13 protein-coding genes and 1 tRNA gene are annotated in these 14,819 nt (G+C 71.5%); 5 read left to right on the top strand and 9 right to left on the bottom strand.

Features of this window, described 5'->3' with window-relative positions:
- Positions 1-68: 68 nt before the first annotated feature.
- Together ABC270_RS06500 and ABC270_RS06495 are read right to left on the bottom strand one after the other, a co-directional pair.
- Positions 69-1,640 carry an ABC transporter permease gene (locus ABC270_RS06500; protein WP_412880032.1) on the bottom strand — a complete coding sequence of 524 codons (1,572 nt, stop codon included), beginning with the start codon at positions 1,638-1,640 and terminating at the stop codon, positions 69-71.
- Positions 1,616-2,905: an ABC transporter ATP-binding protein gene (locus ABC270_RS06495; protein WP_412880031.1), complete on the bottom strand. Its 1,290-nt coding sequence runs from the start codon at positions 2,903-2,905 to the stop codon at positions 1,616-1,618. Before ABC270_RS06495 ends, ABC270_RS06500 begins: the two co-directional genes overlap by 25 nt.
- A gap of 324 nt (positions 2,906-3,229) precedes the next feature.
- On the opposite strand from ABC270_RS06495, the gene ABC270_RS06490 reads away from it, so the two are divergent.
- From ABC270_RS06490 to ABC270_RS06475, 4 genes are all read left to right on the top strand, one after another.
- Positions 3,230-3,925: a phosphocholine cytidylyltransferase family protein gene (locus tag ABC270_RS06490; RefSeq protein WP_412880030.1), complete on the top strand. Its 696-nt coding sequence runs from the start codon at positions 3,230-3,232 to the stop codon at positions 3,923-3,925.
- Positions 3,926-4,011: 86 nt separating this feature from the next.
- Positions 4,012-4,791, top strand: a complete 780-nt coding sequence (locus ABC270_RS06485; RefSeq protein ID WP_412882051.1) for an ABC transporter permease — start codon at positions 4,012-4,014, stop codon at positions 4,789-4,791.
- Positions 4,791-5,561, top strand: coding sequence for an ABC transporter ATP-binding protein (locus ABC270_RS06480; RefSeq protein WP_412880029.1), 771 nt, complete (start codon positions 4,791-4,793; stop codon positions 5,559-5,561). Before ABC270_RS06485 ends, ABC270_RS06480 begins: the two co-directional genes overlap by 1 nt.
- A gap of 114 nt (positions 5,562-5,675) precedes the next feature.
- Positions 5,676-5,978: a hypothetical protein gene (locus ABC270_RS06475; RefSeq protein WP_412880028.1), complete on the top strand. Its 303-nt coding sequence runs from the start codon at positions 5,676-5,678 to the stop codon at positions 5,976-5,978.
- A 29-nt stretch (positions 5,979-6,007) separates the two neighbouring features.
- On the opposite strand, the gene ABC270_RS06470 is transcribed toward ABC270_RS06475, so the two are convergent.
- The 5 genes from ABC270_RS06470 to ABC270_RS06450 form a co-directional block, all read right to left on the bottom strand.
- Entirely contained in the window at positions 6,008-7,240 is a 1,233-nt protein-coding gene (locus tag ABC270_RS06470) for a CDP-glycerol glycerophosphotransferase family protein (protein ID WP_412880027.1), read from the bottom strand.
- Positions 7,241-7,248: 8 nt separating this feature from the next.
- Positions 7,249-8,097 carry a glycosyltransferase family 2 protein gene (locus ABC270_RS06465; RefSeq protein WP_412882050.1) on the bottom strand — a complete coding sequence of 283 codons (849 nt, stop codon included), beginning with the start codon at positions 8,095-8,097 and terminating at the stop codon, positions 7,249-7,251.
- A gap of 56 nt (positions 8,098-8,153) precedes the next feature.
- Positions 8,154-8,972, bottom strand: coding sequence for a CDP-alcohol phosphatidyltransferase family protein (locus ABC270_RS06460; protein WP_412880026.1), 819 nt, complete (start codon positions 8,970-8,972; stop codon positions 8,154-8,156).
- Between the two features lie 5 nt (positions 8,973-8,977).
- The gene (locus ABC270_RS06455; RefSeq protein WP_412880025.1) at positions 8,978-10,021 is read right to left on the bottom strand and encodes a glycosyltransferase family 2 protein; all 1,044 of its coding nucleotides are present in this window, start codon (positions 10,019-10,021) and stop codon (positions 8,978-8,980) included.
- 153 nt (positions 10,022-10,174) lie between these two features.
- Positions 10,175-12,232, bottom strand: coding sequence for a S1C family serine protease (locus ABC270_RS06450; protein ID WP_412880024.1), 2,058 nt, complete (start codon positions 12,230-12,232; stop codon positions 10,175-10,177).
- Between the two features lie 181 nt (positions 12,233-12,413).
- Here ABC270_RS06450 and ABC270_RS06445 point away from each other — a divergent pair, with 181 nt between their 5' ends.
- Positions 12,414-13,616, top strand: a complete 1,203-nt coding sequence (locus tag ABC270_RS06445) for an aminotransferase class I/II-fold pyridoxal phosphate-dependent enzyme (protein ID WP_412880023.1) — start codon at positions 12,414-12,416, stop codon at positions 13,614-13,616.
- A gap of 144 nt (positions 13,617-13,760) precedes the next feature.
- Here the strand turns inward: ABC270_RS06445 and ABC270_RS06440 are convergent, their stop codons facing one another.
- The gene (locus ABC270_RS06440) at positions 13,761-14,585 is read right to left on the bottom strand and encodes a carbon-nitrogen hydrolase family protein (protein ID WP_412880022.1); all 825 of its coding nucleotides are present in this window, start codon (positions 14,583-14,585) and stop codon (positions 13,761-13,763) included.
- 111 nt (positions 14,586-14,696) lie between these two features.
- Positions 14,697-14,773: transfer RNA gene (locus ABC270_RS06435), tRNA-Met, on the bottom strand.
- Positions 14,774-14,819: the final 46 nt, after the last annotated feature.

Below are 14,819 nucleotides of genomic sequence, written 5' to 3'. Positions count from 1 at the left end.
CGCTGGGCGGTGGGACCGGAGGCGCGCTCGGGCAGCAGGACGCCGCGCCGGCGGTGCCGCGAGCTCGCTCAGTTGCGCTGCGCCGCCGCCAGCAGGTCCGGTCCGCGCCGGTCGAACGCGCGGCCGCCGATCGCGACGCCGGCCACGAGGACCACCACGCCGACGACCGCACCGACGACCAGCGTCGTCGTCGCCCACGGGTCGGCGCCGTCGCGGAACGCGAGGACCGCGAGCCACACGGCCGGTACCGAGAACACCACGGTGCCGACGACCATCACGGACTGCGCGACCGTGGCGGTGACGCCGGCGGCCTGGGGCTGCTGGAAGGGGTGGTCGCCGGGCCGCACCGTCGGGTACGGCAGCAGGACGGAGACGATGCTCGACAGGCCGAGGCCGGCCAGCAGGGCGGACGCACCGATCCCGATGAGCACTGGGAACGCCACCCAGTCGCCGAAGAGCCGCGCGGAGACCGCTGCCCCCGCGACGAGTGCCGGGATCCCGACGACCAGGACGGGGACGACCCGGCCGAGCCGATCGCTCCACCCGGGTGCGCCGGAGGCCACGTGCAGCCAGACCGCGGTGTTGTCGTACGAGACGTCGTTGTGCGGCAGGAACCCGGCGATGAGCGCCATGAGCGGCAGCGGCACGAGCGCTGTCCAGTGCCACGGGACGCCGGCGACCCCGAGCGGGATGACGACGATCGGCACGAAGACGAGGATCAGGTACGAGGTGCGGTAACGCGGGTCGCGACCCCAGTACGTCAGGGCACGGGCGGCGACCGCGGCCACGGGCGTGGAGCCGAGCCGGTCGAACCAGCCGAGCCCGCGGTAGCGCCGACTGCGCGTCCGCGACTCGACGGTCTCGAGTGCGTGGCCCACCTGCGCCCACCACGCCCACGCGAGCAGGGCGGTGGTCGCGAGGGCGACGAGCAGCTTGAGCAGGCCCGCGCCGACGGCACCGACCGCTACGTCCGCCGGGACGGCCCACGCCGCACCCCACGGGGTCCACCCGGCGACGTCCGCGACCCGCTGCGTCTCGGCCCCCGCGGGGTCGATCCAGCCGCTGTCGACCAGGAGCGAGACCGTGGGGACGGCGAGGACCGCGATGACCAGCGCGACGAGCCAGCCGGCGTCCCGCGTGCGGTGCTGTCCGATCAGCCGGGACCCCGCCGTGGACGCGACCCGCACGAGCAGGGCGCACGTCGCGATCGCGAGGAGGCCACCGACGACCCCGAGGACCGCCGTGCCACCGCCCCGCATCCAGGTGACGGACTGACCCACGGCGACGATCGCCACCGCGACCACCGGCACGCCGACGAGGCCGGCGACGAACAACCCGACCGCGAGGTCCTTCCGGCCGATCCCGAACACGGCGAAACGGCGCGGGTCGAACTGGTCGCCGTGCCCCGCGACGAGCGGGACGACCGTGAACCCGAACGTGACGAGGGTGCCGACCGGGACCACGACGGCGCGCGCCGACTCCGGGTCGACCGTCCGCAGACCGGCGGCCACGACGGCGATCGCGACCGCGACGACGAGCCCGAGGAGGCTCCCGAGCACGACCAGGACCGAGCGACGCGCACTCCCCCGGACCCCACCCGCGAGCAGGTCGGCCCTCAGGCGGAGAAGCTGTGCAACCATTCCATGCTCTCTGCCACGACGCGGCCGCCCGCGAGTTCGACGAACTTGTCCTCGAGGCTCTTGCGCCCGCGGACCTGGGCCATCGTCCCGGAGGCGAGGACCTTGCCGCCGACGATGATCGCGACCGAGTCGCACGTGCGCTGGACGAGCTCCATCGAGTGGCTGGAGAGCACGACCGTGCCACCACCCGCCGTGTAGCGACGGAGGATCTCCGTGATGGTCGCGGCACTCACCGGGTCGACCGACTCGAACGGCTCGTCGAGCACGAGGACCCGTGGCGAGTGGATGAGCGTCGCGGCGAGCGCGATCTTCTTCGCCATGCCGACCGAGTAGTCCGCGACCTGGCGGCCGAGTGCCTCACCGAGACCGAATGCCTCGGCGAGGTCGGCGCTGCGGTCACGTGCTGTAGCGCCGTCGAGGCCCCGCAGCGTGGCGGAGTAGTAGAGGAGCTGCGCGCCGGTGAGGCGGTCGAACAGCCGGAGCCGGTCGGGCAGCACGCCGAGGCTCCGCTTGGCGGCGGTCGGGTCGGCCCAGACGTCGTGGTCGAGCACGGTCACGGTGCCCGCGTCCGGTCGGAGGAGCCCGGTGACCATCGAGAGCGTCGTCGTCTTGCCGGCGCCGTTCGGGCCGACGACGCCGAAGATCGAGCCCTGGCGGATCTCGAGGTCGACCTCGTCCACGGCGAGGGTCTGGCCGTAGCGCTTCACGAGGCCCTCGGCCCGGAGGACCACGGGCTGCTTCGGCGCGGCCGGCGCGGGGCGTTTGGGGGTGGCCCGGGGTGCTCGCTTCCCCGACGCCGCGCCGCTCGACTCCGTGGCCGTCGGATCCGTGCGGGCCGGGTCCGTGCTGCTCGGCGCGGCGTCCCGCTGCTCGGTCCGCTTCGGCGCGCCGGCCGGGCGCTTCACACGCCCCTTGGCGCCACGGGACCCCTTCGCGGACCCGCGCTCCGTGCTCGCCGCCCCGGCGACCGCCGCGGTCGCGCCGGGTCCGAGCGGATCGGCATCGTCCCGCGTGTCGTCAGTGGTCCCGCGCGTGTCGGCGGCGCCCGCACGTGGCCCGGTCGCGTCGCCCCCGGCCTCGCCCGTCGCGTCGTCGAGGGTCGTGGCGTCGACGCCGTCGACCTCGATCGTCGTCGCGTCGTCGGTCATCTCGTCACCAGCGGGCGCGTCACGCGCATCCCCGTCCCCCATGTCGCTCTCGGCCTCGGTCAGCCAGGCAGCGTCGGACGTCGCGTACACGTCCTCGTCGTCTGCTCCTGCGGCCATCGCCCCACCGTACCAACGGTCCGAGGACGGGTCGGCGACCGTGACCGGACCGTCACCCGCGTCGCCCGCGCGAGGGTCACGAATCGAGAACGAAGCGGATCCCGGTGTACCCCTCCGGCACGGTCGTTCCGTATCATTCACCGGGGCACGCCGAAGTGTTCACCACTTGGAAACCCGCTCGGGCCGGCCAACGTGATGCGACCCGCGCTGGGAGTCTGATCCGAGAAGCGCAGGGTTCACGGCGGATCCGGACCCTGCGGGAGCAGACTCGACCAGGCCCGCCCGTGCCCATCGGCGCGCGGGCGGACACCAGAAGGGACCAGCATGACCACGCAGATCGTCATCCTCGCCGCGGGGATGGGCAGCCGCCTCGGGCGCAGCCTGCCGAAGCCGCTGACGGAGCTCTCCGACGGCCGCACCATCATGCAGCAGCAGTTCGACAACATCCGCGCCGCGTTCGGTTCGAGCGCCCGCGTGACCATCGTCGTCGGCTACAAGTCGGAGTACATCGTCGAGGCGTTCCCCCAGGCGAACTTCGTCTACAACGAGTCCTACGACTCGACCAACACCTCGAAGAGCCTCCTCCGTGCGCTCAAGGCCACCGGCAAGAGCGGTGTGCTCTGGATGAACGGCGACGTCGTCTTCGACCCGCGTGCGCTCGTCCGCGCCGCCGACATGATCGACGAGGACCGCTCGTTCGTCAGCGTCAACACCGACAAGGTGTCCGACGAAGAGGTCAAGTACACCGTCGACGCCGAGGGCTTCATCGAGAAGCTCTCCAAGCAGGTCGTCGGTGGCCTCGGCGAGGCCGTCGGCATCAACTACGTCTCCGCTGCCGACAAGCAGGCGCTCGTCCGCCAGCTCGGCCGCGTGGACGACCAGGAGTACTTCGAGGGCGGCATCGAGGCTGCCATCGCCGAGGACGGGCTACGCTGGTCGCCGGTCGACATCTCTGACCTGTACGCGGTCGAGATCGACTTCGCCGAGGACCTCGAGCGCGCGAACAACCTGTTCGCCTGAACGACACCAGTCCCCTCGGCGGTTCCGCCCGGAGGGAAACCGTGACCACAGCGAGTGCGCCGACCGTGCCCGCGGCTGCTGCCCCGATGGCCAGCCGCAGTGCCGGTCGGCGCTATCGTCATGCCCTTCGGCTGCTGACCGTCCGCGACCTCCGGGTCCGCTACTCGACGTCGGCGCTCGGCTACCTCTGGTCGATCCTCGACCCGCTCGTGATGTCGGCCATCTACTGGTTCGTCTTCACGCAGGTGTTCCACCGCGGCAAGGTGGGCGAGGAGCCGTACATCGTGTTCCTGCTCTCGGCGCTCCTGCCCTGGATGTGGTTCACCGGCGCGGTCTCGGACTCCACACGGGCGTTCACGAGCGAGGCCAAGTTGATCCGCTCGACGACGATCCCGCGCAGCATCTGGGTCGCCCGGATCGACGCGTCGAAGGGCATCGAGTTCGTGCTGAGCCTGCCCGTCCTCGCGATCTTCGTGCTCGCGACCGGGGCACACCTCCACTGGGAGGTCCTGCTCTACCCGCTGGCGATCGTGCTCCAGTGCGCGCTGATCTACGGGCTCGGCCTCATCGTCGCGCCGCTGGTGGTCTTCTTCCGCGACCTCGAACGCGCGGTCAAGCTGATCCTGCGCTTCCTGTTCTACGCGTCGCCGATCATCTACGGCACATCGGCGCTGCCCGAACGCTTCCGTGACCTGATGGCGCTGAACCCGCTCTCCGGGATCATCGGCATCTACCGCTCCGCGTTCTTCCCGAGCCAGCTGCACTGGCTCGAGGTGGCCACCTCGGCCGTCGTGACCGTCGTCGTGCTCGTCATCGGCACCGTCGTCTTCAAGCGGAGCGAGCACCGCGTCCTCAAGGAGCTGTGATGACCGCCACCGACCAGCCGCGTCGCAGCACCACCACGGCGCCCGTGATCTCCGTCCGTGGCGCCGGGATCCGGTTCAAGCGCAACCGGCGGGCGAGCCGCAGCTTCAAGGACCTGTTCGCCGGCCGCAGCCGTCGCAAGCGCGGCGACGAGTTCTGGGCGCTCCGCGATGTCTCGTTCGACGTCCGGCCCGGCGAGGCGATCGGCGTCGTGGGTCGGAACGGCCAGGGCAAGTCGACCCTCCTCAAGCTCGTTGCGCAGGTCATGCTCCCCGACGAGGGCCGCGTGCACGTCGGAGCCGGCGTCGCGCCGCTCATCGAGATCACCGGCGGCTTCGTCGGTGACCTCACCGTGCGGGACAACGTGTACCTCACGGCCGGTCTGCACGGCATGTCGCGGGCGGAGATCCGCGACGCCTTCGACGAGATCATCGAGTTCGCGGAGATCGGCGACTTCGTCGACACCCCGTACAAGCACCTGTCGAGCGGCATGAAGGTGCGGATCGCCTTCTCGGTCATCTCCCGTCTGGACGAGCCGGTGCTGCTCGTGGACGAGGTCCTGGCCGTCGGCGACAAGGGGTTCCGCGAGAAGTGCTACAAGCGGATCGACGAGCTCCTGGCAGGCGGACGGACCCTGTTCTTCGTCTCCCACAGCGACAAGGACCTGCGCCGGTTCTGCGACCGCGGACTCTACCTCGACAAGGGACGGCTGCAGTTCGACGGCCCGATCGACGAGGCTCTTGCGCGGTACAGCGCCGACTACTCGGCCTGAGCGGGACGGATCACCCCTCCACAACGGCACGTGCCCGGGCATCCTCCACAGCGATGGTGGGCCACCGTCGTCCCGACCGCGCCGACGTCGGCACCCCCACCTATCGTTCATCGCATGCACCCCACCGCCACCGCGTACCGTGTCCCGTTCCACCTCGACCGCACCGACGCTCCGCGCCGCTACACCCTCGTGAACACCGGGTCGGAGCCCGTCGACGGGTTGACGCTCACCCACCTGGGAACGGGCTACGCACCCCCGATGGCCGTCCGTCGGCTCGAACCGGGGCGGGCGCTGTCCATCGCGGTGTTCGGCGCTGCCCCGGACGACACCGGCGCGGTGGTGCTCCGGTGGCGACGCCCCGACCGCAGCGAGTACCTGTGGCAGGTCCCGCTCGTCGCCCACGCCGCAGGACGCTGACGCGCCGTGGGTGTGACCGACCTCGGCGGTCAGCCCTCGCCGTGCTCGGCCGCCACGACGCGCCACCGCTCGAGCAGCTGTTCCACGGCCGCGTGGAACCGCGCTGTGGCGGCTCCGGGCGTCGTGTCCCCGAAGTAGCGCTCGACCCAGTGTCGGAGCCGCGCCAGTTCCTCGGCGTCGTTCGCGGCGGCGTCGATCCGGGCGACCACGTCGACCGTCTCCGACGCCTGCAGCCAGTTCGCGTCTCCCAGGTACCCGCGTTCGTCGACGTCGGCGTCCGGCGACACCGGGCGCGTCACGATGAGCGGCTTGCCGACGGCGAGCCGGTCGTAGATCATCGCGGAGATGTCCGTGATGGCGACGTCGGCGCCCGCGAGCTGCCAGCCGAGCGTCGGCCCGTCGTCGTACACGTGGTGCGCCGACGGGTCGGCGGCGTTCGCCGACGAGATCGCTGCGATGATCCGCTCGTGCGCGGCCCGGTACTCGGCATCGAGCACGCCCGAGCGTGGGTGCGGCCGGTAGACGAGCCGGTGCGCCGGGGACGCGAGCACGCGCTCGGCGATCGTCGTGCCGTGGCTGGCGATCGACCCGTAGGCTGCGGCGGCACGGTCCCCTTCCCAGGTCGGGGCGTACAGCACGACGGTGCGGTCGTCCGCGGGCCAGGGCACCTCGCCTGCGAAGTGGTCCGCCTGGGGGCGGCCGATCGCGGTCGTCCGTGCGTCGAGGTCGTAGTCCCACAGCGCAGCGGCCAGGCGGTCACGAGCGGCGTCGCCGGCGATCAGGGCGTGGTCGTACGCCTTGAACTGGTTCGTCGTCATGTACATCTTGTCGCTCTCGCCGTGGTTGACGAAGACGTGCCACATGCGCCCGTACCGCATCATCTGGAAGTTGCGGGCGTTCTGGTTGACGTAGAGGACGATCTTCGGGGCCTGCTCGTCCACGAACCGTTCGAGGTCCACGACCTGCCGCGCGTACACGACCGGCACCGGCGACTCCTCGAGCAGGGCGAGCATGGCCCCGGGGCTCCGCGAGATGATCGCCACCGGGTGCTGCGCGTGCAGCTCGGCGAGCGGCGCGTACCACTGACGGACCTGGTAGAGGTTGACCGGGCCGTCGGCGAAGTACACCGCGATCTCGACGGAGCTCGGTGCGAGCGGCGACTCCGCCCGCAGTCGTCGGGCCAGGGCGTTCCGGTTCTGCCGCGACTTCAGGAGTCGCTGCACGAGCCGGACGGCCGTGCGTGCGTCGCTCAGGATCGACATGGGTCTCCTCAGATGATCGGGGGACGGCCGGCGAGCGTCATGCGTCCGATGGTCAACCACCCCATGGTCGCGGCTGGTCCGCAGTCGGTGGTCCACCCCTCACGGATGCCACCGAACCACGTCGCGAGACGTCGCGGGTGCCGCCACCAGCGCGCCACCTGGATCGCCGCCCACGAGCCGACGTACAGCGGTCGCAGCACCGGCGGCAGGTTCCGCCGCGCGAGCCACACCCGGTTCCGGGCGTTGAGCCGGTAGTACTCGCGGTGACGCGCAGGATCGATCGCCGGGTGGTGGGCGACGAGGTCCCCCGCGTACCATGTCCGTCTGCCCGCGTCCCACACCCGCCAGGCGAGCTCGATGCCCTCGTGCGCGTAGAAGTACGGCGCTCCCCAGCCGCCGACCGCGCGGTAGACGTCCGTGGGCAGCACGACGGCACCCTCCCACACGGAGAACACCGGCGACGACTCCGACGGCGATCCCTTGCGGATGCGCGGGATCCACCTCGTGGGGTTCGCGGCTCCGGTGGGGTCGACGACGCGGGGCTGGACGAGCCCGAGCGAGGGATCGTGCTCGAACAGCGCGATCGCGTCCCGCAGGAACGTCGGTGACGGCACCGAGGCGTCGTCGTCGAGGAAGAACACGTAGTCGCCGTGGACGACGTCGGCGCCCGCGTTCCGTCCGGCCGGGATGCCGACGTTCTCGGGCAGTGCGAGCGCACGGACTCCCTCGGGCAGTCCGGTCGGCTCCCACCCGTTGCCGACGCAGACGACGTCGAGCTCGACGTCCTGCTGCGCGAGCACGCTCTCGAGTCCGCGTCGGAGGTCGTCAGGGCGGGTGCCCTGCGAGAGGCTCACCACGGCCACACGAGGTCGTTCCCGGTGCGGGACCGCGTGGCGTCGCACGGTCCCCGGCGTCACGCCCGGACCCGCTTCGAGGCGATGATCGCGAGGAAGTGCCCGGCGGTCGCGAGGACCGCGAGCGGCAGGAGCGCCCCGACCAGGATGCGCGACGCGAGGGTGTCCCCGATGACGAGTCCGAGCAGCGCGAAGGCGAAGGCGAGGATCGAGAGCTCGACCGAGTGGTACAGGCGGTGGAACGGCAGGAACCGGGCGGCCTTGCGGAGTGTGGCGAGCCGACGGCCGGACGGGGCGGTCGAGGCGTCACGGCGGTCGACGAGCTTCTCGAGCCCGGCGTTGGCGCGCGCCACGTGCACCATGTCGTTGAGGGCCTTGTTCAGGACGATCACCAGCCCGAGCGCGCAGCCGATCGTCGTCCACATCCAGTCGGCGTCATGGATCGGCCACGTGGCCGCGCGGATGCCGAGTGCGATCGGGATGAGCCCCTCGGTCGTGTAGTGCCCGACCTTGTCGAGGAACACTCCGGCGGGCGAGTGGGTGCCGCGCCACCGGGCGACCTCGCCGTCGCTGCAGTCCACGAGCATCTGCAGCTGACCGAGCACGAGTGCCAGCGCTGCACCCCAGATGCCCGGGATCAGCAGGGCAGCTGCGACACTCCACCCGACCAGGATCATCAGCCCCGTGACCTGGTTGGCGCTGACCCGGGTCTTCAGCAGCACCCAGGTCAGGTACGGCGAGACGTCCCGGAGGTACAGGGAGGCGGTCCAGTGCTCGGCGTTCGCCCGCATCCGGACCGCGTCCGGCTGCGCGACCGCGCGGAGCTCGGCGATCGAGGTCGGCCGCGCGGCGCGTCCCGTGGTGGCGTCGTCGGTCATGTCGGTCACCGTCCCGTGTGCGTCGTGAGCTCGGACGTCCTGGTCAGGAAGCCGATGATGAACCCGATCCCCCAGCCGACGTGGATGCACGGTAGGACGACGAGGAGCCAGAGGAGCGTCGCCGCTCCGGAACGCCGTGCGACGGCGACGGCGCCCACGACGACGAAGAGCAGGTAGACGGCGGGCACCACGAAACCGAGCAGCGCCCAGGCTGCACCGGTACCGGTGACCGCGCCGACGATCCCGGCGATGCCGGCGACGATGCCGACCGCCATCGCCGCGACCATCGCCGGCGGCACGAAGTAGCGCAGACCGTTGTTGGCCGGGAACCGCCGGGCGAGTTCCCCCCGCCACAGGCCCGTCGCGACGAACTGCCGCACGAGCCGCTTCAGGCTCGGCCGCGGTCGGTACGTGACGACGAGCTCGGGCGTGAACCAGACGGTGCCGCCGGTCTGCCGCAGCCGCCGGTTCAGCTCCCAGTCCTGGCCCCGCTTGATGCCCTCGTCGAACAGTCCGACCTCGAACAGGCGGTCGCGCCGGAACACGCCGAGGTAGGCGGTCTCGGCTGGTCCGGCCTGCCCGCCGACGTGGTGCGGCGTGCCGCCGAGCCCGACCCGGCTGCCGTACGCGAGTGCCACGGCCCGCTCGAAGGGGGTGCGACCCTCGGCGTGCATGATGCCGCCGACGTTGTCCGCACCGGACTCCTGCAGCACGCGGACCGCGACGCGCGTGTAGTCCCGCGGCAGCACCGAGTGCGCGTCGACACGGACCACGACGGGGTGCTCGGACGCGCGGATCGCCACGTTCAGCCCGGCGGGGGTCGACCCGACGGGGTTCTCGATCGCTCGGATCCGCGGATCGGCCGCGCTCATCTCCGCGACGAGCTCGTTCGTCCCGTCGATCGAGGGTCCGAGCGCGAGGATGACCTCGAACGGACCGGTGTAGTCCTGGTCGAGCAGGCTCTGCACGGCAGCTCGGACCTCGGTGACCTCGTTGAGCACGGGCATCACGTACGAGACGCCCGGCAGGGGCTGTCCGTCTGGCTGCATGCGTCCCTCGGGGTGGTGGCTTGGTTCGCGGGGCGCACCGCGAGCGGTGCCGCCCCGCAGAGCGACCATGAGCCTATCAAGCCGGCCCCGCCGGGACGGACTGGAGGCCCGGTACCAGCTGGCACCGGGCCTCCAGTCCGACGGACGGTCGCGTCAGCTCTTGCTGTCGTACGTCCCGAGGGTCACGTCGGTCGTGTAGGACTTCCCGCCACGGAGGTAGGTGATCTCGGTCTTCGTGCCGCCGGCGAAGAAGCGCACCTGCGCGGTGAGGTCGGTCGCGTCGGACACCGTGGCCGAGCCGATCTTCGTGACGACGTCGCCTGCCTTCAGGCCCGCCTTCGCCGCCGCCCCACCGGACGTCACCGACTTGATGAGCGCGCCCATCTGCGTCGCGTTCGAGGCATCGGTCGAGTCGGCGACACCGGCGCCGAGCAGACCGTGCGTCGCGGAGCCGTTGTCCTTGATCTCGTTCGCCACGCGCTTGACGAGGTTGGACGGGATCGAGAAGCCGACGCCGATGCTGCCCGACTGCGAGTCGGACGACGAGCTGCCGGCGGACGCGATCGCGACGTTGATGCCGATCAGCTTGCCCTTCGAGTCGAGCAGCGCACCACCCGAGTTGCCGGGGTTGATCGACGCGTCGGTCTGGATGACCGGCAGCGACACCGTCGAGTTCGCCGAGGAGCTCGACCCGTTGTCGCCGTTGCCCCAGAAGTCGAACGGCCCGTTCTGGCTGCCGTTCCCGCCCTCGTTCGAGTCGCCGCCGGTGTTCGGGGCGCTCGACGTGACCTGGATGCTCCGGTTCAGCGTGGACACGATGCCGTCCGTGACGGTGTTCGACAGACCGAGCGGCGCACCGATCGCGACGGCGGTGTCGCCGACGTTGAGGTCGGAGGAGTCGGCGAACGAGATCGGCTTGAGGTCGGTGGCGTCGATCTTGATCACCGCGAGGTCGACCGTGGGGTCCGTACCGATGAGCTTCGCGTCGTAGATCTTGCCGTCCGAGGTCGTGACGGTGATCTTGCCGTTGCCGCTGTCGCCGTCGAGCGTCACCACGTGGGTGTTCGTGACGATGTAGCCGTCCTTGCTGAACACGACGCCCGAGCCGGTGCCGGCCTCGCTGCTCGCCGAGACGTTGATCGTCACCACGGATGGGGTGGCCTGCGCGGCGACGGCGGTGACGACGGTCGCGTTGTTGTAGTCGTTCACCGTCAGGTTGCCACCGCCCTGCGCGGAGCTGCTCGTGGGGGTGCCGGTGCCGCTCGTCGCCGAGCCCGCGAGCCAGCCCGCACCACCGCCGACGAGGCCGGCGATGACGGCGGCGGCGACGAGCGGCACGACGAGGCGGTTGCGCCCCTCGGTCTTCGTTCCCTCCGGTGCCGCGGTGGCCGAGTCGGAGAAGTAGTGGCCGTTGCGCTGGTTCGAGCCGTCGACGTCCCCGAAGGACGAGGCGGACGCCGGAGCGCCGGTCGCGGAGCCGGGGGCCTGGGCCGACGCGTACGCGCCGACGGAGGCGGGAGGCGCAGCGGAACCGGTCTGCTGGGCGTACTCGCCGTAGCGGGGGCGGTCCTGTCCGGCGGACGGCGTCTGGCCGGTCTGCTGCGACGGGTCGGCCTGCTGACCGTACGCCGAGCCGTGGGCGCCGTAGGGGTTCTGCTGGCCGTACTGGCCCTGTCCGGAACCGTACTGGCTCTGGCTCTGGCTCTGGCTCTGGCTCTGGCTCTGGCTCTGGCCGGAACCGTACTGGCTGCTCTGGCCGTACTGACCCGACTGGCCGTACTGACCCGACTGGCCGTACTGGCTGCTCTGGCCGTACTGACCTGACTGGCCGTACTGACCCGACTGGCCGTACTGGCTGCCCTGGCCGGAGTGGCCGTACTGGCCGTACTGGCTGCCCTGGCCGTACTGGCTCGACTGCCCGTACTGGCTGCCCTGCCCGTACCGACCCGCGTCCTGCCCGTAGCCGCCCTGCTGACCCGAACCGGACCCGCTGCCCGTCCGGTCGTCGCCCACGGTCGGGTACGGCGCCGTGTACTGCGACGTCTGCTGGTCGTCCGCACGCGGGAACACGTCGGTCTCGTTCGCGGCCGCCGGCTCGATCACGTCGGTGTGGTCCGCCTGGTCGCGCTCGGCACCGGTCGTCTCGGCAGAGGTGGTCTCCTCAGCGCGGCGGTCGTCGTCGGCCTGCCCGTGGGGCGTGTTGTCGCTCATGCTGGACGTGCTCCTTTCAAGCTCGTGCAGTCTGTCGCACCCACCTGAGCGCCGGTCCTGGCCGGGCTGCACGCGACCCATGACGATCTTATGCGTGCGCTGAGGATGCCCCCGCGGGTGTCGGCGGCCCCGCCGGTAGGTTGGGGACGACCGGCACGACGACCCACGGCGGAGGACCACCATGCGACTCGACGGCCCCTGGCTGCGTGCGGCGGAGGGAGCGATGCTCCTCGGCCCCGAGGGTGTGCCCGCACCGACCGTGTTCGCCGAGATGAGCGCCCTCGCCGCGGCGACCGGCGCGATCAACCTCGGGCAGGGGTTCCCGGACGAGGACGGCCCGCAGGAGGTCCTCGACGCCGCCGTGCAGGCGATCCGCGACGGCGCGAACCAGTACCCGCCGGGCCGGGGCACCCCGGACCTGCGCGCGGCGATCGCCGAGCACCAGGCACGCTGGTACGGGCTCGAGGTCGACCCCGACCGTGAGGTCCTCGTCACCGCCGGCGCCACCGAGGCCCTCGCGGCGACGCTCCTCGCCCTGGTCGAGCCCGGCGACGAGGTGATCACCTTCGAGCCGTTCTACGACGCGTACGGTGCCCTGGTCCGGCTCGCCGGTGGCACGCACGTCACCGTCCCGTTGAGCGCTCCGGACTTCCTGCCCGACGAGACCACGCTCCGCGCGGCGTTCTCGGACCGCACCCGGGTCGTCCTCGTGAACACCCCGCACAACCCGACCGGGCGGGTCCTCCCCGCCGAGGTCCTGCGCACGGTCGTCGAACTCGCCGAGCGGCACGACGCCCTGATCGTCACCGATGAGGTCTACGAGCACCTCACGTTCACGACCCCGCACGTCCCGATCGCGACGCTCCCCGGCGCCCGCGACCGCACGGTGACCGTCTCGAGCGCTGGGAAGACCTTCAGCACGACCGGCTGGAAGATCGGCTGGCTGACCGCTCCCCCAGCGCTCGTCGACGCGATCACCTCGGTGAAGCAGTTCCTCACCTTCGTGAACGGGTCACCGTTCCAGCCGGCGGTCGCCGCCGGGCTCCGGCTGCCGACCGAGGTCTTCACGGGCATCGCCTCCACGCTGGCGGCGAAGCACGAGCTCCTCGCCGACGGGCTCCGGAGCGCGGGCTTCGACGTCATGGGCCCCGACGGCGGGTACTTCGTCATCGCCGACGCCGCGCCGCTGGGCTTCGACGATGCCCGCGCGTTCTGTCTCGCCCTGCCCGAGCGGGCGGGGGTGGTCGGGGTCCCGGTGTCGGCGTTCGTCCGGCCGGAACACGCCTCGGGCTACCGCTCCCTCGTCCGGTTCGCGTTCTGCAAACGGCGCTCCGTGCTCGAGGACGCGGCATCCCGCCTCGCGGCGCTCACACCGACGGTCTGAGCAACGGCGCGGCGGTCGCCGGCGTCGGCGGGATGCGGTCTGGTCCCCCTGGAGGACGGCCTGGAGGCACGGCTCACCACCGACGGGCCGCTCACGTCGACGGGCCCGCTCACGTCGACAAGGCGCCCACGTCGACGGGCCCGCTCACGTCGACGAGTTCCGCGGCACGACCTCGTAGCGCCGGAGGGACAGGGACGGGTTCACCGACCGCACCGCGGCCGTCGTGTCGGTGTCGATCGTCGCGACGAGGAGCCCCGGCGTCGCACCGGCCGCCGCCACCACGACCCCGGAGGGGTCGAGCACGACCGACCCGCCGACGCCGATCGGCGGCGTCTGCCCGACCCCGACGACCCAGACGGTGTTCTCGATCGCACGCGCCGTGAGCAACGTCCGCCAGTGGTGTTCCTTGCCCGGTCCACGAACCCACTCGGCCGGCAGGACCACCACGTCCGCGGCGCCGAGCTCCGGGGCGGCGAGGCGTCGGGTGACCTCCGGGAATCGCAGGTCGTAGCAGGTCTCGAGTCCCACCCGGACGCCGGCGAGCTCGACGACGGCCAGCTGCTCGGGGTCACCGGCGTCGATCCGGTCCGACTCCCGCGACCCGAACGCGTCGTACAGGTGCACCTTCCGGTAGACCACGTCGAGCGTTCCGTCGGGTCGGACGGCCACGAGGGTGTTCCGGAACCGCCCCGACGCGTCGGAGGTCTCGGCGATGCCGACGACGAGCGCCAGACCGGTGTCCTGCGCGATCTGCTGCAGTCCCGTCACGAACGGCCCGTCGAGCGGCTGCGCGGCAGCGACGAACCGATCGTCGATGTCGGCCGTGAAGTACGAGCTGTACTCCGGTGTCACGAGGAGCTGTGCACCCCGCTCGGCCGCCTGTTCCGCGAACGTCCGGATCGACTCGAGGTTGGCGGCCGGGTCGTCCACGGGCGCGAACTGCGCAGCGGCGATCGTGAGGGAGCCCATGCCGGGAGCGTACTGCGCCGGACGTCGACCACGACGAGCGATTCCCCGACGTACCGCGCGCGGCAACGACGAAGGCCCCGGTCCATCGGACCGGGGCCTTCGTGTGACGCTTGGTTGCGGGGGCAGGATTTGAACCTACGACCTCTGGGTTATGAGCCCAGCGAGCTACCGAACTGCTCCACCCCGCGGCACATCGAACAGCCTAGCGGGGCCCGTGGCGGGGTGCAAATCGAG

This window comes from Curtobacterium phoenicis (genome assembly GCF_047238015.1).
Lineage (GTDB): Bacteria > Actinomycetota > Actinomycetes > Actinomycetales > Microbacteriaceae > Curtobacterium.
The sequence above is the reverse complement of the archived record's forward strand: the minus strand, read 5'-3'. Positions and strand labels throughout refer to the sequence as shown.